Annotated in this window: 23 protein-coding genes; 14 read left to right on the top strand and 9 right to left on the bottom strand. The window is 55.3% G+C overall.

The window, feature by feature from the left end:
- The first annotated feature begins 78 nt into the window (after positions 1-78).
- Positions 79-441 (top strand): Lin0512 family protein, encoded by a 363-nt coding sequence (locus AC2FND_RS14410; protein WP_496770455.1) that lies wholly within the window; start codon positions 79-81, stop codon positions 439-441.
- Between the two features lie 62 nt (positions 442-503).
- Here the strand turns inward: AC2FND_RS14410 and AC2FND_RS14405 are convergent, their stop codons facing one another.
- On the bottom strand, positions 504-698 hold the full coding sequence (locus AC2FND_RS14405; protein WP_209505251.1) for a DUF1127 domain-containing protein: 195 nt from the start codon (positions 696-698) through the stop codon (positions 504-506).
- A gap of 198 nt (positions 699-896) precedes the next feature.
- Between AC2FND_RS14405 and hslV the strand changes: the two genes are divergently transcribed.
- Complete coding sequence (gene hslV / locus AC2FND_RS14400) at positions 897-1454, top strand: ATP-dependent protease subunit HslV (RefSeq protein WP_496770453.1); 558 nt, start codon at positions 897-899, stop codon at positions 1452-1454.
- On the opposite strand, the gene AC2FND_RS14395 is transcribed toward hslV, so the two are convergent.
- Positions 1446-2687, bottom strand: a complete 1242-nt coding sequence (locus AC2FND_RS14395; protein WP_496770452.1) for an MFS transporter — start codon at positions 2685-2687, stop codon at positions 1446-1448. The two genes, hslV and AC2FND_RS14395, sit on opposite strands and share 9 nt — an antisense overlap.
- Before the next feature lie 191 nt (positions 2688-2878).
- Between AC2FND_RS14395 and hslU the strand changes: the two genes are divergently transcribed.
- The 10 genes from hslU (at position 2879) to AC2FND_RS14345 (ending at position 17113) form a co-directional block, all read left to right on the top strand.
- The gene (gene hslU, locus AC2FND_RS14390; protein WP_496770451.1) at positions 2879-4186 is read left to right on the top strand and encodes an ATP-dependent protease ATPase subunit HslU; all 1308 of its coding nucleotides are present in this window, start codon (positions 2879-2881) and stop codon (positions 4184-4186) included.
- A 253-nt stretch (positions 4187-4439) separates the two neighbouring features.
- The gene (locus tag AC2FND_RS14385; RefSeq protein ID WP_480506845.1) at positions 4440-5858 is read left to right on the top strand and encodes a mannose-1-phosphate guanylyltransferase/mannose-6-phosphate isomerase; all 1419 of its coding nucleotides are present in this window, start codon (positions 4440-4442) and stop codon (positions 5856-5858) included.
- 53 nt (positions 5859-5911) lie between these two features.
- Positions 5912-7192 (top strand): glycosyltransferase family 4 protein, encoded by a 1281-nt coding sequence (locus AC2FND_RS14380; RefSeq protein WP_496770449.1) that lies wholly within the window; start codon positions 5912-5914, stop codon positions 7190-7192.
- 341 nt (positions 7193-7533) lie between these two features.
- The gene (locus AC2FND_RS14375; RefSeq protein WP_496770447.1) at positions 7534-9006 is read left to right on the top strand and encodes a glycosyltransferase; all 1473 of its coding nucleotides are present in this window, start codon (positions 7534-7536) and stop codon (positions 9004-9006) included.
- 256 nt (positions 9007-9262) lie between these two features.
- Positions 9263-10300, top strand: coding sequence for a GDP-mannose 4,6-dehydratase (gene gmd, locus AC2FND_RS14370; protein ID WP_496770445.1), 1038 nt, complete (start codon positions 9263-9265; stop codon positions 10298-10300).
- Complete coding sequence (locus AC2FND_RS14365; RefSeq protein WP_496770444.1) at positions 10300-11193, top strand: NAD-dependent epimerase/dehydratase family protein; 894 nt, start codon at positions 10300-10302, stop codon at positions 11191-11193. Before gmd ends, AC2FND_RS14365 begins: the two co-directional genes overlap by 1 nt.
- Before the next feature lie 952 nt (positions 11194-12145).
- Entirely contained in the window at positions 12146-12943 is a 798-nt protein-coding gene (locus AC2FND_RS14360; protein ID WP_496770442.1) for an inositol monophosphatase family protein, read from the top strand.
- Positions 12944-12947: 4 nt separating this feature from the next.
- Positions 12948-14642 (top strand): Na/Pi cotransporter family protein, encoded by a 1695-nt coding sequence (locus AC2FND_RS14355; protein WP_496770440.1) that lies wholly within the window; start codon positions 12948-12950, stop codon positions 14640-14642.
- A gap of 153 nt (positions 14643-14795) precedes the next feature.
- Positions 14796-15896 carry an alpha/beta hydrolase gene (locus tag AC2FND_RS14350; protein ID WP_496770438.1) on the top strand — a complete coding sequence of 367 codons (1101 nt, stop codon included), beginning with the start codon at positions 14796-14798 and terminating at the stop codon, positions 15894-15896.
- On the top strand, positions 15893-17113 hold the full coding sequence (locus AC2FND_RS14345; protein WP_496770436.1) for an MFS transporter: 1221 nt from the start codon (positions 15893-15895) through the stop codon (positions 17111-17113). The genes AC2FND_RS14350 and AC2FND_RS14345 overlap by 4 nt, the downstream gene beginning before the upstream one ends.
- On the opposite strand, the gene AC2FND_RS14340 is transcribed toward AC2FND_RS14345, so the two are convergent.
- From AC2FND_RS14340 to AC2FND_RS14330, 3 genes are read right to left on the bottom strand one after another with little or no spacing between them, the layout of a single operon-like run.
- Complete coding sequence (locus AC2FND_RS14340; RefSeq protein ID WP_496770434.1) at positions 17110-17697, bottom strand: Smr/MutS family protein; 588 nt, start codon at positions 17695-17697, stop codon at positions 17110-17112. The two genes, AC2FND_RS14345 and AC2FND_RS14340, sit on opposite strands and share 4 nt — an antisense overlap.
- Positions 17697-18737, bottom strand: coding sequence for a murein transglycosylase A (gene mltA, locus AC2FND_RS14335; RefSeq protein ID WP_496770432.1), 1041 nt, complete (start codon positions 18735-18737; stop codon positions 17697-17699). The genes AC2FND_RS14340 and mltA overlap by 1 nt, the downstream gene beginning before the upstream one ends.
- Positions 18734-19396, bottom strand: a complete 663-nt coding sequence (locus AC2FND_RS14330) for a Tim44/TimA family putative adaptor protein (RefSeq protein WP_209506870.1) — start codon at positions 19394-19396, stop codon at positions 18734-18736. Before AC2FND_RS14330 ends, mltA begins: the two co-directional genes overlap by 4 nt.
- A 108-nt stretch (positions 19397-19504) precedes the next feature.
- Here AC2FND_RS14330 and AC2FND_RS14325 point away from each other — a divergent pair, with 108 nt between their 5' ends.
- Together AC2FND_RS14325 and secB are read left to right on the top strand one after the other, a co-directional pair.
- Positions 19505-20005, top strand: coding sequence for an FxsA family protein (locus tag AC2FND_RS14325; RefSeq protein WP_267364719.1), 501 nt, complete (start codon positions 19505-19507; stop codon positions 20003-20005).
- 54 nt (positions 20006-20059) lie between these two features.
- A complete protein-coding gene (secB, locus tag AC2FND_RS14320) occupies positions 20060-20560 on the top strand; it encodes a protein-export chaperone SecB (RefSeq protein WP_209506872.1) in 501 nt (166 codons plus the stop codon).
- A 24-nt stretch (positions 20561-20584) separates the two neighbouring features.
- On the opposite strand, the gene dnaQ is transcribed toward secB, so the two are convergent.
- The 4 genes from dnaQ to AC2FND_RS14300 all read right to left on the bottom strand — a co-directional run.
- Positions 20585-21307, bottom strand: a complete 723-nt coding sequence (dnaQ, locus tag AC2FND_RS14315; protein WP_480482546.1) for a DNA polymerase III subunit epsilon — start codon at positions 21305-21307, stop codon at positions 20585-20587.
- The gene (gene coaE / locus AC2FND_RS14310; RefSeq protein ID WP_496770429.1) at positions 21300-21893 is read right to left on the bottom strand and encodes a dephospho-CoA kinase; all 594 of its coding nucleotides are present in this window, start codon (positions 21891-21893) and stop codon (positions 21300-21302) included. The genes dnaQ and coaE overlap by 8 nt, the downstream gene beginning before the upstream one ends.
- Positions 21890-22723, bottom strand: a complete 834-nt coding sequence (locus AC2FND_RS14305; RefSeq protein ID WP_209506875.1) for a shikimate dehydrogenase — start codon at positions 22721-22723, stop codon at positions 21890-21892. Before AC2FND_RS14305 ends, coaE begins: the two co-directional genes overlap by 4 nt.
- Positions 22720-23297, bottom strand: a 578-nt coding sequence (locus AC2FND_RS14300) for a Maf family protein (RefSeq protein WP_496770427.1), incomplete at its 5' end; no start/stop codon positions are given. The genes AC2FND_RS14300 and AC2FND_RS14305, both read right to left, overlap by 4 nt.

Here is a 23297-nt window from a genome sequence, read left to right as displayed (position 1 = left end):
CGAAAAACCACATGGTGACGGCCACACGGTCATCGCCAACGCTGCACTGATCGTTTCTTTCGACATGGACCCGGCGTAATGAGTGAAAAGCGGATCATCCTGGAAATGGGCACTGGCAATGACCTTTATGGTCAGGATTATACCAAAGCAGCCCGCCGCGCGGTACAGGACGCGTTGCATCATTCATCCATCACGTTGTTTTCAAAGCTGGGGATCGATCACAACGAAATGCGCGTGCGTGTGACAATCGGCGTTCAGAATCCGGAACAGGTGAACTGCGAGCTGGTTGCTGCCGACTTGCCGCGAGGCCGGGCCGAGGTTCGCGCGATCAAAGGTGGTCTGGATGTCGCCGATGAAGAAGCTGGCACTCTGCACGTCATTGCAACTGCCGCGGTCGAGGCCTTTTTGCCCGATCTTGCCGGGAAATATGTCCAGGGCTAAGCAACGAAAAAGCCGCTCGGAAATCCGGGCGGCTGGTTCGGTTTGGCGATCTGTCGGTTGGATCAGATTTTCGCGATATCCGCGCGGCTCAGACCGATATCGTCCAGCTGCGTGTCGCTGAGTTCCGACAGAAGGTTCCGTGTTTTACGGGCTTCATTCCATGCGACAACATTGTCGAATGCATTGATGAAAACGTCCGCCACGTGCAGGATGGTAGCTGCTCCGAGCGGCGCATGAATATTAGCTGTGGTTGCCATGTGCGCAGTCCTTATTGAAGAAACAGCCGACCCGTCGTCGGTTGTGAGCCTCATCTAGTACCGCTTGGCCGGACTCACAATTGCTGGTCCGGTAACCCCGATTTGCATTTTTTGCATATCTTTTTGGGCAGTTTGGCAATGGGTTGCGCCAACAATCGGTCCGGCCCATATATACCGCCAGCAAAAGCGGAGACGATCATGGCAGAAAACGACTTTCCCGGTTGGCACGGCACAACGATTATTGGCGTCAAGAAGGACGGTCATGTTGTCATTGCCGGCGACGGTCAGGTGAGTCTGGGTCAGACGGTGATCAAGGGCACTGCGCGCAAGGTGCGCCGCCTGTCTCCCGGAGGGTTCGAGATCGTGGCAGGGTTTGCCGGATCGACGGCGGATGCCTTCACGTTGCTGGAACGGCTGGAAGCCAAGCTTGAGGCAACGCCCGGCCAACTGGCCCGCGCGTCAGTTGAACTGGCCAAGGACTGGCGCACCGACAAGTATCTGCAAAAGCTTGAGGCGATGCTGATCGTGACAGACGGCAGGGATCTGCTGGTCATCACCGGGGCAGGGGACGTTCTAGAGCCCGAACACAATGTGGCGGCCATCGGGTCGGGAGGCAATTTCGCTCTGGCCGCCGCGCGTGCCATGATGGACAGCGACAAATCCGCAGAAGACATCGCCCGGCAATCCATGGCCATCGCAGCAGATATCTGTGTCTACACCAATGGCAACCTGACGGTTGAGACGATCTCAGGCTAAAAGCGCCTTGATCTCTTTGCCTTTCCATCGGCGGTGCATGCCGACCAGCCCCAGGATCGCCGCAACGATCACGATGTAATAGGGCACGCGGATATCGATGCTCATCAACCCGCCACCAATCAGTGACATGATCCCGCCCGCAAGGCAGAACACGGCGGTGGCCACGCCCATGGCCCAGCCCTGATCCGCCTCGCTGACGCTTGAGGAGAACAGGCCCAACAGCGTTGGATAGGCGATGCCGAACAGGAAATAGAAGAAGAACACGGGGACATAGCTGAATACACCGCTTGGGCTGAAGGCAAACGCAAACCCGCAAATGACCATCACCACAAGCGACGTGTATATGATCGCGTGTTTGCTGAACCTTTCCTGGGCAGGCTTCACCAGGAACGTGCTGGAAAAGGCCAGCGCCACTCCGATGACCACCATCGCCACGCTGCCCCCGATGACCCCATACCCGAATGCGCTGGTCAGGAAATTGTCGACAAACACGTAGAATGTGACATTGGCGATCATGAAAAACGAATAAACCGGCAGGATTTTCAGAACCAGCGGGTGTTCGCCAACTGCGATCAGGCTGTCGGTAATATCACGGGGGCGAAACACAAAAGGCTCGCGCTTGGTTCGGGTGTCCTTGAAAAATAGAAGCACTAGAAAAATCGCGATCAACACCAACACGAACGCGCCATAGAATGGGGTTTTCAACGTGGCAAAGCCGCCAAACAGCGCCGAATCCGACAAAACCGCGCCGATGATCGGCCCGCCGACAAGGCCAAAGCTGACACCTGTCACGATGTAGCCCATGTTTCGGTCCCGGTCAGACGCGTCAGTGCTGCCATCGATCATCGCTGCCTGCGCGATGGGCTGATTGCCCGCAGTGAACCCGGTAATCGAACGGCCGACGATCAGCAGAAGCAGGTTATTGAGATAAAGCGCCACAATGGTCAGCGCATATCCGGCCAACGCCCCCCCAAGGCAGACCAGCAACGCATTCTTTCGCCCGATCGAGTCAGACACTTTCGAGACATAAACAACACCCAGAAACCACGACAGGAAAAAGCATCCGATCACCAGACCATAGTAAAAATGCCTGCGGCCCACTGGCGTACTTTCCGGCAGGAAACCCGAGTTCGTTTCCATGATCAGCGAATTGATGATGGGAAAGACCAGGCCTTGCCCGATCAGGTCCACAAACACCACAAACAACAGGGTAATCTTGGCAATCTTCGTCATTCCATATGCTCCTGACGCTCGTAACCCTGACGCAACCGTAACAGAGGGTTCGTGTTTTCCCCAAGCAAAGGATTTGCAAACCGCATGAGGCATTGTTAACCAACGCGGCCAAGACCCGCGGTTTGCTTGTTTTCGGCAAAGCCATGATTACCTAGACCGCATCACGCAAATACGACCGAGAGGATTGCCCTTTGACCGACCTGACCCCGCGCGAGATTGTCTCGGAACTGGATCGTTTCATTATCGGGCAAAAGGATGCCAAGCGCGCTGTGGCCGTTGCCCTGCGCAACCGCTGGCGCCGCAAGCAGTTACCGGACGATATTCGCGAAGAGGTGTATCCAAAGAACATCCTGATGATCGGCCCCACCGGTGTTGGCAAGACCGAGATCAGCCGCCGTCTGGCCAAGCTGGCGCGCGCACCCTTTATCAAAGTCGAAGCCACGAAGTTCACAGAGGTTGGCTATGTCGGTCGCGACGTGGAACAAATCATTCGCGATCTGGCCGATGCCGCCATTCTACAAACACGGGAATTCATGCGCGAAGACGTCAAGGCCAAAGCCTATCAAGCCGCCGAAGACCGCGTGATTGACGCCATCGCTGGTACGGATGCCCGTGAAGGCACACGAGAGATGTTCCGCAAAAAGCTCAAGGCGGGTGAACTGGATGAGACGGTCATCGAACTGGACGTCGCGGACAGTTCAAACCCGATGCCGATGTTCGACATTCCGGGACAGCCAGGCAGTCAGATGGGGATGATGAATCTGGGTGATATCTTCGGTAAGGCGTTTGCCGGGCGTACTGTCAGGAAACGTCTTTCTGTCGCCGAAAGCTATGACGTGCTGATTGGGGAAGAGGCCGACAAGCTGCTGGACGATGAGACGGTCACCCGCACCGCATTGGAATCGGTGGAACAGAATGGCATCGTTTTTTTGGACGAGATTGACAAGGTCTGTGCCCGCACAGAAGCGCGTGGTGGTGATGTAAGTCGCGAAGGTGTACAGCGCGACCTGCTGCCTCTGATCGAAGGCACGACCGTCTCGACAAAACACGGTCCGGTGAAAACCGACCACATCCTGTTCATCGCATCCGGCGCGTTCCATATCGCCAAACCGTCAGACCTCCTGCCCGAGTTGCAGGGCCGTCTGCCCATCCGGGTAGAACTGCGCGCGCTGACCGAGGAAGATTTTGTGCGCATCCTGACCGAAACCGACAACGCACTGACCCGTCAGTATACGGCCCTTATGGCCACCGAAGAGGTCACGGTTGGGTTTACCGAAGATGGTATTGCCGCCTTGGCACGGATCGCAGCCGAGGTGAACCAGAGCATTGAAAACATTGGTGCGCGGCGACTTTACACCGTCATGGAGCGGGTCTTCGAAGAGCTGTCATTCACTGCACCAGACCAGGCCGGAACAGAAATAACTGTCGACGCACAATTCGTGGACGAAAATCTGGGTGAATTGACCAAATCAGCGGACCTGAGCCGGTATGTACTTTAGCAGCTCTGGCTGGAACTCCCGCTTGCCCGGCCAGACCCATGGCGACTTGTTTGTGTCTGGTTGTGCTGGCGATCTGCATTGATCGAGGCCCAGCTGGAAAAGTGAAGCCGAGATACTTCGCCGATGCCGCTTTGGGGGGCCAGCGTTTAGCGTTTTATTGCCAAAACTGATCCAATAGCAGCGGAACTACCTTGAAAATGCGTCCATAAGTTGACACTAGGCAGTTGCATTTAATGGCAAAGGTTATCTGATCGTGTCCATAACTCCTATTCTTCTTTGCGGTGGGTCTGGCACCCGCCTTTGGCCGCTGTCCAGAAAATCCTATCCCAAGCAGTTCGCAGCCATTACCGGGGAAAAGACCCTGTTTCAGTCCTCAGCCCGGCGCGTGACGGGGGCGGATTATTACGCGCCAGTCGTTGTGACCGGCTCAGATTTCCGGTTTATCGTGACTGAACAGTTACAGGCGGCTGGCATTGATCCGGGTACTATTCTGATTGAACCTGATGGGCGCAACACTGCGCCTGCGGTTTTGGCGGCCGCCTTGCACGTGGCGAAGTCCGACCCCGAAGCCCTATTGCTGGTCCAACCCTCCGACCATGTTGTACCTGATGCGGGCGCTTTTCGTGCAGCCGTGGCTGCGGGTATTCCAGCGGCCCGCACCGGGCAGCTGGTAACCTTTGGAATAACACCGGATCGGCCCGAAACCGGTTATGGTTATCTTAAGCTGGCTGGAGCACCGGAGGGCACAGCTCCCGTCAAACTCGACAGCTTTGTCGAGAAGCCAGATGTAGAAACCGCCACCGCTATGCTAGCCGACGGCAAGCATCTGTGGAATGGTGGCATCTTTCTTTTCAGGGCCTGTGACATCATCGCCGCTTTTGAAACCCACGCCCCGACGCTGATGAGCCCAGTCCGAGCCGCTTGCGAAGCTGCCAAAACGGACTTGGGTTTTCTACGGCTGGACCCAGAGGCCTGGAAACAGGCCGAAGATATCTCAATCGACTATGCAGTGATGGAAAAGGCCGACAACCTGAGCGTTGTTCCATTTTCTGCTGGCTGGTCCGACCTGGGTGACTGGAGTTCGGTTTGGCGAGAGGCGGGACCAGATGACAACGGGGTTGTGGCTTCAGGCAGCGCCACTGCAATTGAATGCAGTGACACACTTTTGCGTTCGGAGGTCGGCAATTTGGAAATTGTCGGCATTGGTCTGAAGGACATTATCGCCGTGGCAACTTCTGATGCGGTTCTGGTTGCAGATAAATCCAGGGCTCAGGACGTGAAGAAGGCTGTCGAGGCGCTCAAAGTCAAAGGCGCAAACCAAGCCACCATTTTTCCCAAGGATTACCGACCATGGGGTTGGTTTGAAAGCCTTGTCGTTGGTGGACGTTTCCAGGTCAAACGTATTCATGTACACCCCGGCGCAGCACTATCGCTACAAAGCCATCATCACCGGTCCGAACACTGGATTGTTGTTGAGGGAACCGCGAAGGTGACTGTCGATGACGAGGTCAAGCTGGTCACTGAAAACCAGTCCGTTTACATTCCTCTTGGCGCTGTGCATCGCATGGAAAACCCGGGCAAGGTTCCAATGGTGCTGATCGAAGTGCAAACCGGAAGCTATCTGGGTGAAGATGACATCATCCGCTATGAGGACGTCTATTCCAGGGTCTAAGACAAGGTTGCAAGACCACTTTAGACTGACCGGGTGGCCGAAGGAATACGGAAATGGAAAACGATCTCAATGCAGCCAAGAAGCGGCAGGTTGTCTATGACCTGACCGAGGTCCTTTTGGCCTCAACCGGTAAGCTGCGTTATTACGGGATCGCCAGGGTCGTTGCCGAGATCGGCGCTGAACTTAGAAAACAGGACGCGTCCGTCAGATTCGCTGTTTTCTCACAGGGCCATAATGAGCTTTTGGAAGTATTCCCAACTATTCGAGCAGATGGTGGCGTAGACCTGAACGTTCCAATCGGTATCCGGCAATTGCGCGTGCGCAGTCACCACTACACCAAGTCAATTATTAGGGATCTTGTGCTGGCGGCTGTCCGGCCGCTGGTCGGACGTAGAAACCGCAAAGCCTGGGAGGAGATAGCCCCAGACATGTCGCCCATCGACATGTCTGGAAAGACATTGGTGAGTTGTGGGCGGCCCAAGTTGATCGTTGAAATCCTGTGCACTCTGGATCGTAAAGGGGTGTCTTGCGATATCATTCCTTTGCTCCACGACATGATCCCTATGCACGATTTTGAACACCAGCTGGCAAGCTTTCCGCGCAACTTCATCGGGGATAACCAGCTGCTGGTCTCACGAGCCAAAGCGCTGTTGACGAATTCGGAGTTCACACGGCAGGAAGTTCTGGATTTCTCCGAAAAAGGGATTCTGCCGGAAGCACCAGAGGTCTATGCTATACCTTTGGTACATGAATGCCCTGAGGGAACAGAGCAGGCCGAGCAAGATATTCCGGAACAACCTTATATCCTGACAGTGGGGTCCATGCTTGGCCGCAAAAACCTGGATGTTGTATTCGAAGCACTACGCGTTCTGAAGCGTGACGGGAAAGGCGTACCCACGTTGGTACTGGCAGGGGCGTTGCGCCATAAAACAAGCACTTATCTACAATCGGATGACTGTAAAACAATCCGCGAACACGTCGTTTTCCGCGAGAACCCTAATCAAACGGATCTGGTAAATCTGTACAAGAATGCTGTGGCGCTTGTGATGCCCAGCCGAATGGAGGGTTGGGGATTACCCGCCGGTGAAGCCTTGTGGTTTGGTACGCCAGCGCTTTGCTCCACTGCGGCGGTATTGAAAGAAGTATGCGGCGATCTTGGTGTCTATTTCGATCCGGACCGGCCCGATCAACTTGCAGATCATATCACTAAGTTACTGGTAGATCCGGAACACGGCCGCAACTTGCGCGCACGCATTGCCGCGCATAAGCCGCAGCTTCGCACATGGTCGAACGTTGCAATGGATGTGCGAAAGGTATTGCAAGAACTGGACTAATGGGACCGTTGCTCACCCCTTCAAACATGCCCGCCATTACAGAAAGGACTACAATGCCTGGCTATTTGCCCCTTGAACACCACCAGTTTTCCGACAGATCGGCCTTAGCACAATGCGTCCGCCTTTTCAGAATTCTGCATGTTGTATGGCGAAAACCATTCTCACCGTCAGGACCTACCTCGTCTGTTGTATGAACCTCAAATTTTATGAGAGGCGCGATTACTTGCTCATCAAGCTGAAGCAGTCGCAAAAGTCCTTAAATTCAGTACACTTCGGTAATACTGCGAAGCAATCGGAAAGATGTGACCACGTCATCTGGCTGAATGCATGGAGAGTAAGCTATGAACGCGCCTACGTTTAACGAAGATGGCAAAAAAGTATTCTTCGATATCTCCGGATTAATCGACTACATCAAAAAAGTCGATCGCTACTCGGGCATTCAGCGTGTTGTGGTAGAGTTGATTACAGAGTTTTTCAAGTTAAGCGATCCCAAGCTTGTTTACCTCTGTTGGTGCGATCCAAATTCCAAAGCGCAACGCTGCATACTTCTCGAGGAAATGGGGCGAGATACCCTAACGTCGCCAGCTAAGCTGCGGCAGATATTCTATCCATGGAAAGCCGCGCGCTCCAATCTTCCGATGTTGGACAGGTACCGAAATAGTCCTGCCAAGTATTTCTTTCATAGAACTAAACTGGATGTGATGAGCCTGCTCAGAAGAGAGTCTGCATTTCGCAGAAAGGACATGTCATCAGAAATGTGGCGCGCTGCCCGGCGAATTAAAGCGCCCATAAGCACCTCGGGGTCACGTCGGATAGAGCAACCGTTATTTGATGTAGCAACGGAAGGTGACCATCTTGTGCTTCTGGACAGCAGTTGGCTGGCGCGCCATACACAAGCATTCAAAAAGGCGAAAGCGAATGGAATGGAAGTACATTCGCTGATCTACGATCTGATCCCAATTGTGGCGCCACAGTTTACTGCAGGAAGCATGCCTTATGTATTCTATGACTGGCTTTTGGACAGCCAAGTATACACAAGCCGCTACATGACGATTTCCGAAGCGACCCGGCAGGATCTATTACGCTTTTTTGAAGCGCACGATATCCAGAGTAATGCGACCGCTGTTCCCTTGGCACAGGCGGGGTTGTCCAAGATTGAGGCCGAAGACAAGAATACCCCGAAACAGGGGCCCGTGTCTTCGCGGATTTCGTTCGACGCCTTCCCCCATCTTGAAGACGCTAGCCAGCTAAATGCCAACCTGCGGAAAATTATTGGCGAACCTTATGCGCTTTGCGTTGGTACGGTCGAGCCGCGCAAGAATATCTGGCGCACCGCGATGGCGTGGAAATACCTTGTTGATCAGGGTCATGTTGACCTGCCCAAGCTGGTGTTCGCCGGCCGCAAGGGCTGGATGACAGACGAGTTCGATAAACTGATGGAGGGGACTGGTGATGTTTACGGCTATGTAGGAATGGTTGAGGGGCCTACAGATGAAGAACTTGGTGTTCTTTACAAGAACTGCCAGTTTGTTTTGATGCCCAGTGTTTACGAGGGATGGGGCCTGCCCGTAGGCGAGGCACTGGCTTATGGTAAAACAGCTGTCGTCGCCCAGAACAGCTCGCTAGTTGAAGTTGGAATGGATCTTGTTGAATATTGTGATGCAATGAGCATTCAAAGCATCGGAGAGGCTGTTCTAAGGCTCAATGACTCCAATCACCGCTCGGTTTTGGAAGAAAAAATCAAAACCGCGCCTCTGCGCGGTTGGTCAGATGTAGCTCGGGACATGGGGCAGGCTATGTATGCACCCAAATAAACCGATGCATAGTGATGTGTGTGAAGACTTAGCGCAGGCCCAGTTTTTCATCAGAAAGTCCGCGCTTATTGTCCAATTGCCGGGTTCTCAGGTTTCAACTCCAATAGCGAGCTTTGAATTGACCTGTTTAATGGCCCCTGCGCGCAAAATAAATACTATAGCGGGCTTGTACACACGACTAGGTTGACAAAAAAGCATTGCTCATGTCGGCAGGGCTCTTCCTACAGGCAAGAGACAAAACAGAAAGGGATTAAGAGTGACAAAAACTGCAATCGTCACAGGTATCACCGGGCAGGATGGCGCCTATCTCGCTCAGCTTTTGCTGAATAAGGGTTATAACGTCGTGGGGACCTTCCGTCGTGTTGTTTCCACGAATTTCTGGCGCATTGAAGAACTGGGAATACGCAACCATCCCAATCTGGTTCTGTCAGAACTTGATCTGACTGACATGGGGACGATGATCCGGTTGATTCAAAAGGTGGAACCGGACGAGATCTATAACTTGGCGGCCCAAAGCTTTGTAGGCGTCTCGTTTGAACAACCGCACACAACCGCGCAGATCACCGGTGTTGGCGCGCTTTATTTGTTGGAAGCTATCAGAATAGTGAACCCCAAAATTCGGTTCTACCAGGCTTCCACTTCCGAAATGTTCGGCAAGGTTCAGGAAGTGCCGCAGCGCGAGACGACTCCATTCTGGCCGCGCAGCCCCTACGGTGTTGCCAAATTATACGCGCATTGGATGACCATTAACTATCGAGAAAGCTACGATTTATTCGGCAGCTCAGGTATCCTCTTCAACCACGAAAGCCCTTTGCGAGGGTTGGAGTTCGTAACACGCAAAATCACTGACGCAGCTGCCAAAATCAAACTTGGCCAGCTAGATTGCCTTGAGTTGGGCAACCTTGATGCGAAGCGTGACTGGGGGTTTGCCCGGGATTATGTAGACGGAATGTGGCGTATGCTGCAAGCTGATGAACCCGATACATTTGTGCTGGCGACTGGTCGAACTGAGACAGTAAGGGATTTCGTCTCCATGGCTTTCAAGGGCGCGGGTATCGAGCTGCGTTTTGAAGGTGAAGGTGAGAAAGAAGTGGCCGTAGACGCCGAAGGCAACCGTGTTCTTGTGAGGATCAGCCCAAAATTCTATCGCCCTGCCGAAGTGGATTTGTTGATTGGCGATGCGAGCAAGGCAAAACAAGAGCTTGGTTGGGAGGCGACTACATCGCTTGAGGATCTCTGCCAGATGATGGTTGAGGCGGATCTTGCCCGTAACAAGAAGGGTGTGTCCTTTTGATGTCGGCACCCCGAGTTCTGATTTCCGGACGCTATGGGTTTACCGGACACTACGCCGCAATAGAGCTTGCAGAAGCAGGGTGGGACGTTTGGGGCACCGGAACAAATCCGGCCCCCAAACCCGATCCCAAATATCTGGAAGCAGATCTAACGGATTCGTCAGGTCTGGAGCACGTTATCACTCACGTTGCTCCGGATGCGGTGCTGCATCTGGCAGGGGTCGCTTTTGTGGCACACGGAACCGCCGAGAGTTTTTATCAGGTCAATCTGATGGGAACGCGGTGCTTACTCGAAGCTCTTGCCAACACCGGGCACGGCCGCAAAGCCGTCGTTCTGGCCAGTAGCGCGAACATCTATGGTAATGCCGCAATACCATCGATTGGGGAGTCCACTCCTCCGGCACCGGTTAACGACTACGCAGTCTCGAAACTTGCAATGGAGCACATGGCCCGGCTGTATAACGATCGTCTTCCTGTCGTGATTGCCCGACCATTCAATTACACCGGCCTTGGCCAGGACCCCAAGTTTCTTGTTCCCAAAATCGTTTCTCATTTCCGCCAAAAGCTGCGGCAGCTGGAACTGGGCAATCTGGACGTCGCTCGGGACTTTTCGGATGTACGCGATGTCGCGCGAATATACAGATTGTTGCTCGAGGACGCACCCAGTGGTGAGACCGTGAATATCTGCTCCGGAAAAGCGACCGCGCTGTCAGAGATTCTGGACATGTGTCGAGCTATCACCGGCCATGAGATCGAAGTGGTTTCCAACCCTGCCTTTATGCGCGCACAAGAAATCAAGGTTTTGATGGGCGATCCCTCACATCTGGAAAACCTGATCCCGGTCGGCATCCGTCACTCACTGGAAAATACTCTGAAATGGATGCTGAAGGGATGACCTGAACCAGCCAGGTTGCCAGCACAATGGGTTCCTGGCAGAACGAATGGGGTTGCTTCCGGATTTCATCTCTAATGGGGCCTTGTTCAAGCTGCTGGTTAAGGTGCTTAGTGAGCAACTCGTTGAAAATCGGACACTGACGTAGGTTACAATTTGTTGACTGCTGGTCTTTGGCGACGAAGAGATCAGAGATGTCGAAACGCATGAGCCATTCGCCGGAATTCAAGACCAAAGTTGCGCTTGAGGCATTGACAGGAGGAAAGAGGTTGCGGAGCTGGTAAGCCAATTTGGTAGTCGCGCGACGATGATTCACGCCTGTCGCGCGTGGCCCTCTCGGCACCGGGATTCCCAGGATGAGATTATGGAAGCGTCATTTGTCCGCGGACCCGATCATACGAAGATTATTTTGGGTGCACCTGTTATCGATCTTTCGTCAAACGAGATGCTGACTATCCGAAAGCTGGTCTCGCTATACAGTGATCAGTGGCGAAGCGACATGTAGAGGTTTGTCTAACGTTGGAACCCTCAGCACTCGGTCACACACCTAGGTCCCGCTACCTATCGGTGTATTCCCTGAAAATTCATCAAGTAGGTTCCGACGTATTTGGTTGCTCGCTGCCGGTTTTCAGGAACGTGGTTTTCGATGCTCATGATATTGCACGTCACCCGGATGCCGCATAAGGCGGAACAGTGCTCGGACACTTGTTTTCCAGAAAAGCTACGTCCTTGTCTTCAAATGTGTAGGGCCGTGTTACCAACATTCGCTGAAAACTGTGCCATGTTTCAAAATCCACATTTCTCTGTGAAAACGTGGATATTTGAGTTTTTTTGTTTATGAGTGGGCTATTTTGTGGGAATGTATTGGGATAAGATCGAGGCGGGACCGCCAAAGGGTAGTTTCATTTTGTAACCACCCTGGAGTCAAAATCATCACCACACAGGATAGAATCGAATGCTGAATCCTAGGACCTCACAGGCTGACGAAAGCACCGACCTGCTGTCTCATGCGGTAAAGATAGCTGACCTGGCCAGCGAAGCAGCGCGGGGGTATTTTCGTGGCGCGCTGGGGGTTGAGTTCAAATCGGATGAAAGCCCGGTGACACAGGCCGACAGGGGTGTTGAAGCGCAGGTTCGCGCCTATCTTGGACAGCATTTTCCCGATCACGGCATCTTTGGCGAAGAACATGGGTTCGAGGGGCGGGATTGCCGCGAGGTTTGGATCATCGACCCGATTGATGGAACCCGGTCATTTCTGTCAGGGCATCCGTTGTTTGGGTTTCTGTTGGGTCATCTGGTTGACGGCAAACCGGATATCGGCGTGATCGGCATGCCAGCGATAAATGAAGTATTTACCGGCGCCGCTGGTCAGGGCGCCACGTTGAATGGCCGTGAGATCACGACTTCGGCCCAGACGCGGCTGGATCAGTCCATTCTTTTCGTAAACGAAGGGGACAAGATCTATCGCGATCATCCGACGTTATTCGACAGGCTGATGCATTCTGGACAGACCAGACGGCTCGCCTATGATTGCTACCCCCATGCCCTGCTGGCGGCGGGCCATTTGGATGCTGTGATCGACTATGATCTACAGCCCTATGATTACCTGCCAGTGCTGGCCGTGGTTGAAGCGGCGGGTGGGGTGATGACAGATTGGCAGGGTCGGCCGCTTGACCTGAATTCTGACGGCCGGGTGATTTCAGCGGCAACACCCGAGCTGCACGGGGAAATGCTGGACTTGGTGAACGGATAGGATCATGGCGATAGTAAGCTTTCTCATCAGCCTGGCCGGAGCCACGATGCTGCTGCTTTATGCAGTGCGGATGGTCCGCACAGGGATCGAGCGCAGCTATGGGGCTTCGTTCCAGCGTCTCATGACGGGCCAAAGCCATTACGCGCAGGCGTCAATGGTCGGCATTTTAATGGCGGTGGTTCTACAAAGCTCGGCGGCAGTTGCCCTTTTGACATCAGGTTTTGCTGCCGGAGGGTTCCTGACCTTTCCCACCGGTCTTGCAATCGTGCTGGGCGCTGATCTCGGTTCGGCGCTGATCATTCAGGTTTTGTCATTCCAGCTGGGTTGGCTGATACCGTTGCTACTGGCGGTTGGCGGGTATCTCTTTGTCAAGACCGAGGCCAAGAAGCCCCGGCAATTGGGGCGCATCCTGATGGGGATTGCGTTCATCCTGATCTCATTGCGCTTTTTGCGCGAAGCCATGGACCCGATCCGGGACAGTGCCTTCTTGCCTGCCGTCGCCGAGTATCTGGCGCGCGACTATATTACAGCGTTTCTGGTTGGCGGCGCGCTGGCCTTTGTCATGCATTCCTCGGTCGCGGCGATCCTGATGTGTGTGACGCTGGTTCAGATCGGCGCAATCCCGTTTGCCGCCGGGCTCTCGCTGGTATTGGGGGCCAACTTCGGTTCAGCCTTCATACCTGTTTGGCTGAGCAGGGGGATGGAAATGCCTGCCAGGCGCATACCCTTTGCCAACCTGGCCTTGCGCGGCAGCTGGGCGATAATCACCCTTTTCGCGGCGACTGCGGCACTGCGTGCCGGTGTTCTGGGGGATTTGCAGGGCGGGCAGATGCTGGTCAATGCGCATCTTGCGTTCAATGCCTCGTTGCTGCTGCTGGCACTGCCGTTCTGCGGGCGTTTGCGCGCGCCTTTCGAGCAGTTTTTTCCGGATCCGAAATCTGCGAACGCGCTGGCCCAGGCAGGTCGCCCGGCCAGCGCGCTGGATGTGCGCACCGCCGGCAGCCCGTCTCAGGCGCTGTCCAGCCTCAAGCGTGAACTGCTGCGGATGAGCGACCTGGTCGAATCGATGTTCCGCCCGTCACTGGAATTGTATCGCAGCGGAGACAAGGACCAGATACGCGCCGTAAGGGACATGGACGAGGATGTGAACGACTGCTTGTCGGGTATTCGAAAATTCGTGGCCGCCATTCCCGAAGAGACGTTCGGAAAGCAGAACGCAAAAGTGGCGCGCGACCTGATGGAATACGCAATCCGGCTGGAAACCGCGGGCGACGTTGTTGCCAAGCGGCTGACTGTTCTGGCGGGCGACATGCGGAAGAAAGGCGCTTCATTTTCGAAAGAGGGTTGGTCGGAACTGGTTGAGATGCACGAAGGCATCCTCGCCAACCTCAAACTGGCCTCAAACGTTCTGATCTCGGGTGATCTGGAAAGCGCCCGCCTGCTGAGCCTTGAGAAAACCGAAATCAAACGGGCCGAGCGTGACAGCCGCAAACGCCACCTCAGACGTTTGCAGCATGGCAGTACGGAAAGCTTTGAGACCAGCGACATCCACCTCGAAACTTTGCGCGCTTTCCGGGAATTCAACAGCCACATCGCCGCTGTGGCCTATCCGATCCTCTATCGGAACGGGCAATTGCTTGAAACCCGACTGATCGAAGAAATGCCACGCAAAGAGCAGGGCGAGGACACAGAGGTCTAGGCTAACAGCACCGGCAAAGGTCGGTTTCGTACGGATACGGTCTGTTACAGATTGTAACCGCTCGGGCTGGTTCTTGCCGCTTTTGCGTATGGCCACGCTGGACGCGAGATTAGAATAGGGTAGCGTGTCGGCAATTGGTTCCGGGGGTTGTCCGTGTTGCGTTTCTTAATCTTCATTCTGTGCCTGGTCTTGCTGGCGGCATGTGTTGATCGTACCGTATCCGAAACGCTTCCATCCGCCTTGGAAATCGGAACTCCGGAAACAGTTTTTGCCGCCACGACACGTGCACGCGAACCCGATGGCGCGTATGGATTCCGCCGCGCAGAACGCCTGCAGTTTCTGGAAACCACCGTTTCGATACCACCGGGACGTTCACCGGGAAGCCTTAAATTCTCATACGCAAACCCTGACCCGAGAAAGCAGTTCGTGCTGGCAGAGATAAATCAGCTAAGCGGGCCGCAACAGTTGAAGGACAGGCTGAGTGGGGCCGACGAAGTCACGATTTTTGTGCATGGCTATAACTCCACTCAGACAGAGACATTGTTCCGGGCCGCTCAGCTGTCGCATGATATCGGTTTACCCGGTCAGATCCTTGTCTATTCATGGCCCAGCCGCGCGACGGGCTATGGTTATGCCTATGATCTGGACAGCATGTTGTTTGCCCGTGATGGGCTGGAAGAAACCATTCGGCTTCTCAAGTCGATGGGTATCAGGCGGGTGGCCCTTGTGGCGCATTCAATGGGTGGCGCGCTGGCTATGGAGATGATACGGCAAACCGAACTGAAACAGCCGGGCTGGGCAAAGCGAAATCTGGAAGGCCTTATTCTGATCTCGCCCGATCTGGATGTGGATGTTTTTCGGTCGCAGATGAACAGTATCAAAAATCCTCCTGATCCTTTTGTCCTGATGGTGTCCAAGAAAGACAAGGTCCTGAACGTCTCCGGCCGCCTAAGGGGAACCGCAGATGGCGAAAGGTTGGGCAATATCGGATCGGCCGAGAAGCTGTCTGAATATCCGATAGAAATCGTGGATACGACCGCCTTCAACGGCGATGCGGAATCTTCCCATTTTGTGGCCGCCACGTCGCCGGCGCTGTTGACAATCCTTCGCTCCGTGCGCCGGGTCAGCGAAACCTTTGGGCGCGAAGACCGGCGCGGGATCGACATCCTCGTACCACCGAACCAGCGCAATCCGGTTGGCGCCACAGAAATCGTGCTGACTGAAACCGGCCAGGCCCAGGTAAGCAATCCGTGACGCGGGTTTCCCTGCACCGGTTTCTTGTGGACAACGCGACCTGGCTTGCGACCGGCGTTTTGCTGACATTTCTGTCCAGCTTCGGGCAAACCTTTTTCATCTCGGTCTTTGCTGGTGAAATCCGCTCTGAATTCGGCCTCAGCCACGGCGCATGGGGCGGGCTGTACACGTTGGGCACGACCCTGTCTGCAATCGTGATGATCTGGGCCGGAGGGTTGACGGATATCTTCCGCGTACGGGTTTTGGGCCCAATGGTGCTGGCGGGACTGGCGTTGGCCGCGGTTGCAATGGCGCTGAACACCTGGCTGCTGCTGTTGCCATTTGTGATCTTTTTGTTGCGGTTATTTGGGCAGGGGATGAGCACGCATCTTGCCGTGGTCGCAATGGCCCGCTGGTTCACGGTTACGCGGGGAAAAGCGCTTTCCATAGCGTCCACCGGCTATGCGCTTGGCGAGGCGTTGCTGCCGCTGATCTTTGTTGGTGCCATGGTTTATCTGGATTGGCGTTGGCTGTGGGTTGCCGCGGCGGGCATCACGGCGCTGGGTATTCCGGTTCTGATGCGGCTGCTGCGCGAGGAGAGAACCCCGCAAAGCCTTGCCAACGCGTTTTCAGCATCGGGAATGCAGGGAAAACACTGGACCCGCCGGGACGCTCTGTTCCATCCCCTGTTCTGGTTCATGGTGCCATCAGTGCTTGGGCCATCCGCATTTATCACCGCGTTTTTCTTTCATCAGGTTTATCTGGCTGATGTGAAGGGGTGGCAGCATATCCAACTGGTGGCGCTATTTCCGATCTTTACCGGAATATCCCTGCTATCCATGTTTGCATCGGGCTGGGCGCTGGATAAATGGGGAACCGCCCGGATCATGCCCTACTATCAGCTTCCGATCGCACTTGGGTTCGTCATTCTGGGCACAACCAATTCAATCGGCGGCGCAACCCTTGGGCTGGTTTTCCTGGCTTTGACCGTTGGGGCAAACAGCACGTTGCCCAGCGCATTCTGGGCCGAATTCTACGGAACCCGACATATCGGTGCGATCAAGGCGATGGCCGCGGCTGTCATGGTTCTGGGATCGGCCATCGGCCCCGGCCTGACCGGCGTTCTGATTGACCTTGGTATTTCGCTGAACACACAGTTCATCTGGGTTGGGGTGTTCTTCGTGCTGGTTTGCGTTCTGGTCCGAACCGGCATTTCCCGCGCCCGTCGGGATTTTTAGCGCATTCGCCTGAGATAGACGTAATAAGCGCCGTCGCCGCCATGGCTGATATGCGCTGGCGTGATCTGCATCACCGCCTGCGCCAACGGCGGTATGGACAGCCAATGTGGCACCTGATTGCGCAGAACGCCGCGCGGGGTGGGGATCGGGCCGGGTTCGTCGCGGTCCTTGCCTTTGCCGGTTACCACCAGAACCAGTCGCTTACCTTGTGCCTGTGCGCTCAGGATAAAGCGGATCAACGCAGGATGGGCCGTATCAACCCGCATACCGTGAAGATCCAGCTTGCCTTCGGGCTTTAGCTTACCGCGTTTCATCCGGCCAAAAGCTTTGATATCCATCTGAACAGGCGCGGCACGCAGCGCATCCGTCACCGATGGCTTCAGATCGTTTGGATTAGGTTTCGGCTGAAGGTTCTGACCAAGCTCAAACACCTCAAACCGGGGTTTCGGTGTTTTTCTGGGTCTGGGCTTCGGCAGAGTGATCGGATGGACGGTCTGCGGACTGTCCGGATGCAGCCGCTCGGCCTGTTTGGTGACCTTCCGCCAAAGCTCGATCTCATCGGTTGTCAGTTTGCGCCGGGTCATCAGAATTCATCCGGCAACAGGGCATAGGCGCGTTGAATGGGCAGCAACAGAACCATCCGACCCGGATCTTTTAGCCTGCCCGCAGCCTGTCCGGCCTCTTCGCCGGTTCCGAAAAAAATGTCGGCCCGTTGCGCGCCTTTGATGGCCGCGCCCGTGTCCTGCGCAATCATAAGCCGTCGCAACGGTTTTTCACCGTCCTTTTCCACCCAAACAGGTGCGCCCAATGGTGTATAGGCGGGGTCCGCCGCAATCGAGCGCATCGTCGTGATCGACCGGTTCATTGCCCCCAAAGGTCCAAATTCAGGAGCAACGCGTGAGACTTCGCGAAAGAAAACGTATGACGGGTTGTGAAACAGCAACTCGGCACCGGCCTCGGGGTTCTTGCGCACCCAGGCGCGGATCATCTGGGCGCTGACCTCATGCGCACCCAGAACCCCGCGTCGCACCAGTTCAACACCGATCGACCGATAGGGGTGACCATTCGCGCCACCATATCCAACCCGCAGCGCTCCGCCATCCGACAATCGAATACGGCCCGAGCCCTGAATTTGCAGAAAGAACAGCTCGACAGGGTCGTCGACCCAGGCGATCTCTAGCCCGCGGCCCTGCATCACATCACCGGTCAGGATGTCACGACGGCTCAGCCATGGTCCTTCGGCACGGGCTTCGGGCGGCATCTTGTAGATCGGGTATTTGAAACGGTCTGTCCGGGTGCGCGCGCCGTCAAGTTCGGGTTCAAAATAGCCGGTAAACAGGCCTTCTTTGTCATCTTCGACCAGAACAGGGCGGAAGAATAACTCGAAAAAGGCGCGGGCGGCATCCGGTTCATATGTTCTGGCCACACCACACAAGGCGCGCCAATCCGGATCATCCAGATCACCGCACGTGTTCAGAAAAACGGAAAGGGCCGCGCCGTGATCATCTTCGGCCCAGCCCTGCAGATCGTCAAACGACAGTATGGATCGCGTTGCCTCGGCTTCGGCAGCGCTGGCGATGGTCATTGCACCCACCAGAAAAAGCGACCGAAGCGTTGCAATCATGCGTCCGTGGCGACAAGCAGCCAGTTCGGATCGTCCTTGCCCATGACGCGAGCAAAGGTCCAGCTGTCTTTCTGGCGCTTCACGGAATTCGGGTTGCCTTCGACGATATCGCCTCCGCGATCCCGAACGACCGAGGTCAGCTCTCCCACGAACTTCATTGTGATTTCGGCCTGGTTCGTATCCTTGTCGAATTTCACATCCGTCAGGGTGGTTTCCCGTACGCCAATGAATTCAGCCTCGATGGTCAGGCCCTGATCTTCGCGCGCTGCCACGACCGAAACGAAAGTCTCGAACACTTCTTCCGACAGGAAAGGCTGGATTTCATCCAGATTACCCCTTTCAAACCCCATCACAATCATCTCATACGCACCGCGCGCACCCTGAACGAACTCACTGACCGAAAAACCGGGCTCGACCCGTTTCATCGCAGCCAGTGTTTGCGCCTGTTCGCTGTCTTCGGCGACATGGTCGGTAATGTCATGATCCGGGCCGCCATCGATCACCTCGAAACCGCGGCGCGATTTATGGGCTTCGGGCTGTTGCTGCACAGGCGGTTTTTCAAAGCCTTCACGCGTGCCCAATACGCTTTTGAGGCGTAGGATCAGGAAAATGGCAATTCCGGCCAGGACCAGGAGCTGGATCATAGGGTTGTCGCTCATTTCATTCTCTTTTCAACGCCGCGACTTTGTATACACGGCCTCATGCCACTATGTAGGTGACAGTGAGTGGCAAGTCCACAGCCCGGCCTAAAGGAAAGGATAACGCAAATGTATCTGTTCTTGGCATTTTTGTTGGTGCCCATAATCGAAATCGCACTGTTTATTCAGGTTGGTGGTTTGATTGGGTTGTGGCCGACACTTGCCATCGTAGTGCTGACCGCGGTTCTGGGCACGGTTTTGGTGCGGACACAAGGTCGCATGGCGCTTGGACAGCTGCAACGCTCCTTTGCCGAACTGGACGATCCGACCGAACCGCTGGCCCATGGGGCAATGATCCTGTTGTCGGGTGCTTTGTTGCTGACACCGGGCTTTTTCACTGATGCCGTTGGTTTTGCGTTGTTAGTTCCCGGTGTCCGCATCGCCGTGTTCCGCTATCTGAAATCCAAGGTTACCGTGACCCAGTTCCAGATGGGGCCGGGCCCCGGATATCAAACCCGGGGGAACCCGTTCGATCAGGGCGATATCATCGATGGGGAATTCACCGAAGTTCGGCCAAAAAAAGACCCCTCGAAGCCTTCGAAATGGGTGGAAGGCCCCCACCAGCATTGAGGTGCCGCGCCCAACTTGCTAAGCAGTGGCGAATTTCATTTTTGGAGTAGATCCATGGCCGAAGAAAACGCTGCAGAAAACACTGCGGCCCAAGCCGCCCCGCAGGTTCAGATGCGTGTTCTGGGGCAGTTCATCCGCGATATGTCCTTTGAAAACGTGATGGCGCAAAAGGGCGTTTCCGGAGACGTACAACCCGAAATCGCCGTTCAGGTGAATCTGGACGCCAAAAAACGCGCGGCGGACCATCAGTTCGAAGTTTCGATCAAGTTGAACCTGACATCCAAAGCCAAAGGCATGGATGACATTCTGTTCCTGTGCGAACTGGACTATTGCGGTATGTTCCACGTGGAAGGTGTGCCGGAAGATCAGCTGCACCCATTCCTGATGATCGAATGCCCGCGCATGTTGTTCCCGTTCCTGCGCCGCATCGTCAGCGACATTACTCGCGATGGCGGCTTCCCGCCGGTCAACCTGGACAATATCGATTTCGTCGCGCTCTATCGCAACGAGTTGATGCGCCGTCAGGCCGAACAGGCCCAAAAAGCCGACGCGTAAGATTTTGACCCGTGCCTGACCGGATCAGGCGCGGGTCCACAAGGCATTCTCGCCCAGTTTTTCAACGAAAGCTTCATGTGCTGCGCGCTCATCCTCGGTGATCCGGGATGGCAATGGTGTGCTGCGCGGTGCAGCTCGCCAATCATCGCTGCCACCGTCCACAGAAGATGCGGATGTCGACAGACCAAAATCAGGCTGCCGTCCACCGATCAATTCCAGGTAAACCTCGGCCAGAATTTCCGAGTCGAGCAACGCGCCGTGCAGCACACGGTTCGAGTTGTCGATATTAAAGCGACGGCACAGCGCATCCAGTGACGCTGGCGAACCGGGGAACCGTTTGCGGGCAATTGCCAGTGTATCCAACGCCTGCTCCATCGGGATAAGCGGGGCACCCATCCATTTCAGCTCGGCATTCAGGAACTTCATGTCGAATGAGGCGTTGTGGATCACCAACCGCGCATCGCCAACAAATTCGCGAAACCCGTGGCCAACCTTTGCAAAGACCGGCTTGTCTTTCAGCGTCACTTCGCCCTTTTCTGGCGGGCGCGGGGTTTCCAGCAGATCGGGACCAATACCATGAACGCCAAACGCCTCTTCCGGCATCGAGCGTTCGGGGTTGATATAGACGTGATAGGTTTCACCGGTGGCAACGTGGTTCCACAGCTCAACGGCGCCGATTTCCACGATCCGATCCCCGCTTTCGGGATCAAACCCGGTGGTTTCGGTATCCAGTACAATCTCACGCATGTGCCATCCCCGCCCGTATCTGCCTGACTACATCCTGCACCTGCGCGCGGGCGTGGTCCAGAGTATCGGTCACGATCACAAAATCCGACCGTGCGCATTTTTCGTCGTTCGGCATCTGCTTGGTGCGGATTTGCTCGAACTGCGGCTCGGTCATTGTTCCGCGTTCCATCACGCGCCGTTTTTGGTCTTCGGCCGGGATCGAAACACAGGCCACGGCATCCATTGCTGCATCCCCGCCCGTTTCAAACAAAAGTGGAATATCGAACACCAAAATGTCGCTTGTTGCGCTTTCGCGAAATTCTGCGCGGTCAGCAGCGACAAGTGGATGCACAATCGCCTCAATCGTTTTCAACGTGGCCGGGTCATCCGCGATGATCCGTTTCAACGCGTCACGGCTAACCACCCCATCACGTATCGCATCGGGAAAGGCTGCCCGCATTGGTTCAACCGCTGCTCCACCAATGGCATACAGCCGATGCACCGCCGCATCCGCATCCCACAATGCGCACCCTTCTTCAACGAACATCTGCGCTGTGGTGCTTTTCCCCATACCGATTGAGCCTGTCAGGCCAAGCGCAAAACTCATGCCAAAGCCGCCGCGCGCGTATCCGCATCTACCTCAGGGCGGACACCAAACCAGCGTTCAAATCCGGGAACGGCCTGATGCAGCAACATCCCAAGACCATCGACTGTGGTGCATCCGGCCTCCTCGGCAGTTTGCAGCAGGCGGGTTTTCAACGGGGCATAGACCAGGTCCGTTACGACGGCACCGGGCTGCAACCCATCCAACGGCACGCGCAGCTCTGGCTGGCCCTGCATCCCCAATGAAGTTGTGTTGACCACAAGTTCAGCATTTTCAATGACATTCCCCGCCTGAACCCAATCGATAACTCGAATGCGTTGGCCGAATTCTTCCTTCAGATGATCCGCGCGGGCGCGTGTCCGGTTGGTCAACAGGATTTCCGGCACTCCGGCATCAGACAAAGCCTGCAATACGGCACGGGCAGCGCCCCCGGCACCAAACACAACCGCCGGGCCATCTTTCGCATTCCAGTCAGGTGCGCCACTGCGCAGGTTTTCCATAAACCCGTACCCGTCGGTGTTATCTGCGTGGATCGAACCATCAGTTCGGAACACCAGCGTATTTGCAGCACCGATCACGGTTGCACGGTCAGAAACGTGATCTGCGATCTTCAACGCGGCTTCTTTGTGCGGAACGGTCACGTTGGCCCCGACAAAGCCTGCTTTGGGCAGGGTTCGCAGCACAGTCTCCAGATCCGCAGAGGCGACGTCCATCGGGATATAATGCCCGGCAAGCCCATAGGTCTTTAACCAATGGCCGTGCAGCTTGGGTGAGCGCGAATGCCCGATGGGATGCCCAATCACTCCGGCCAAAGGAACCCGGTTGTCTGTCATTGCTCGATCATCCCTTTGACAGCCAGAAAGTTGAGAAGCTCTAACAGGGGCATACCCAAAACGTTAAAATAGTCGCCGTCAATGGTGGCGAACAGGCGGACGCCTTCTTCTTCCAGCTTGTAGCCTCCGACGGCATGGCGAATGCTGTCCCAGTTCCGCACAACATAGTCTTTCAGATATGCATCAGAACTGGCCCGCATCCGCAAACGCACCTGCCCTACATGCCGCCAGATCGGTTCACCATCCTGATAGATCACAGCTGCTGACAAAAGCATGTGCAGCTTGCCGCGCATGGCTTTCAGTTGGGCCAGCGCCTGATCCGGGGTTTCGGGCTTTGACAGCAGCTGCCCTTCGAAATCCAGCACCTGATCACACCCGATCACCATGGCACCGGGGTTCTTGTCACTGACCTTACGCGCTTTGATCTCGGCCAGCGTATCGGCAATATCGCGTGGTGAGGCATTTTCCGCCAACAACGCCCGTTTGACCGCCTCCTCATCCACGCGCGCCGTTTGAACTGCAAACTGCACACCTGCGTTCTTGAGCAATTGCGCGCGAATAACAGATCCCGAAG

The organism is Ruegeria sp. BHSB056, assembly GCF_059613305.1.
This window is presented reverse-complemented; position numbering and strand designations above follow the sequence as displayed.

Coding starts and splice junctions, on each gene's coding strand:
- AC2FND_RS14355 (WP_496770440.1), top strand. CDS start 12,948: ATGGCGATAGTAAGCTTTCTCATCAGCCTGGCCGGAGCCACGATGCTG.
- secB (WP_209506872.1), top strand. CDS start 20,060: ATGGCCGAAGAAAACGCTGCAGAAAACACTGCGGCCCAAGCCGCCCCG.
- dnaQ (WP_480482546.1), bottom strand. CDS start 21,307: ATGCGTGAGATTGTACTGGATACCGAAACCACCGGGTTTGATCCCGAA.
- hslV (WP_496770453.1), top strand. CDS start 897: ATGGCAGAAAACGACTTTCCCGGTTGGCACGGCACAACGATTATTGGC.
- AC2FND_RS14340 (WP_496770434.1), bottom strand. CDS start 17,697: ATGACCCGGCGCAAACTGACAACCGATGAGATCGAGCTTTGGCGGAAG.
- AC2FND_RS14305 (WP_209506875.1), bottom strand. CDS start 22,723: ATGACAGACAACCGGGTTCCTTTGGCCGGAGTGATTGGGCATCCCATC.
- AC2FND_RS14380 (WP_496770449.1), top strand. CDS start 5,912: ATGGAAAACGATCTCAATGCAGCCAAGAAGCGGCAGGTTGTCTATGAC.
- AC2FND_RS14325 (WP_267364719.1), top strand. CDS start 19,505: ATGTATCTGTTCTTGGCATTTTTGTTGGTGCCCATAATCGAAATCGCA.
- AC2FND_RS14365 (WP_496770444.1), top strand. CDS start 10,300: ATGTCGGCACCCCGAGTTCTGATTTCCGGACGCTATGGGTTTACCGGA.
- AC2FND_RS14360 (WP_496770442.1), top strand. CDS start 12,146: ATGCTGAATCCTAGGACCTCACAGGCTGACGAAAGCACCGACCTGCTG.
- AC2FND_RS14410 (WP_496770455.1), top strand. CDS start 79: ATGAGTGAAAAGCGGATCATCCTGGAAATGGGCACTGGCAATGACCTT.
- mltA (WP_496770432.1), bottom strand. CDS start 18,737: ATGATTGCAACGCTTCGGTCGCTTTTTCTGGTGGGTGCAATGACCATC.
- AC2FND_RS14405 (WP_209505251.1), bottom strand. CDS start 698: ATGGCAACCACAGCTAATATTCATGCGCCGCTCGGAGCAGCTACCATC.
- AC2FND_RS14330 (WP_209506870.1), bottom strand. CDS start 19,396: ATGAGCGACAACCCTATGATCCAGCTCCTGGTCCTGGCCGGAATTGCC.
- AC2FND_RS14395 (WP_496770452.1), bottom strand. CDS start 2,687: ATGACGAAGATTGCCAAGATTACCCTGTTGTTTGTGGTGTTTGTGGAC.
- AC2FND_RS14375 (WP_496770447.1), top strand. CDS start 7,534: ATGAACGCGCCTACGTTTAACGAAGATGGCAAAAAAGTATTCTTCGAT.
- coaE (WP_496770429.1), bottom strand. CDS start 21,893: ATGAGTTTTGCGCTTGGCCTGACAGGCTCAATCGGTATGGGGAAAAGC.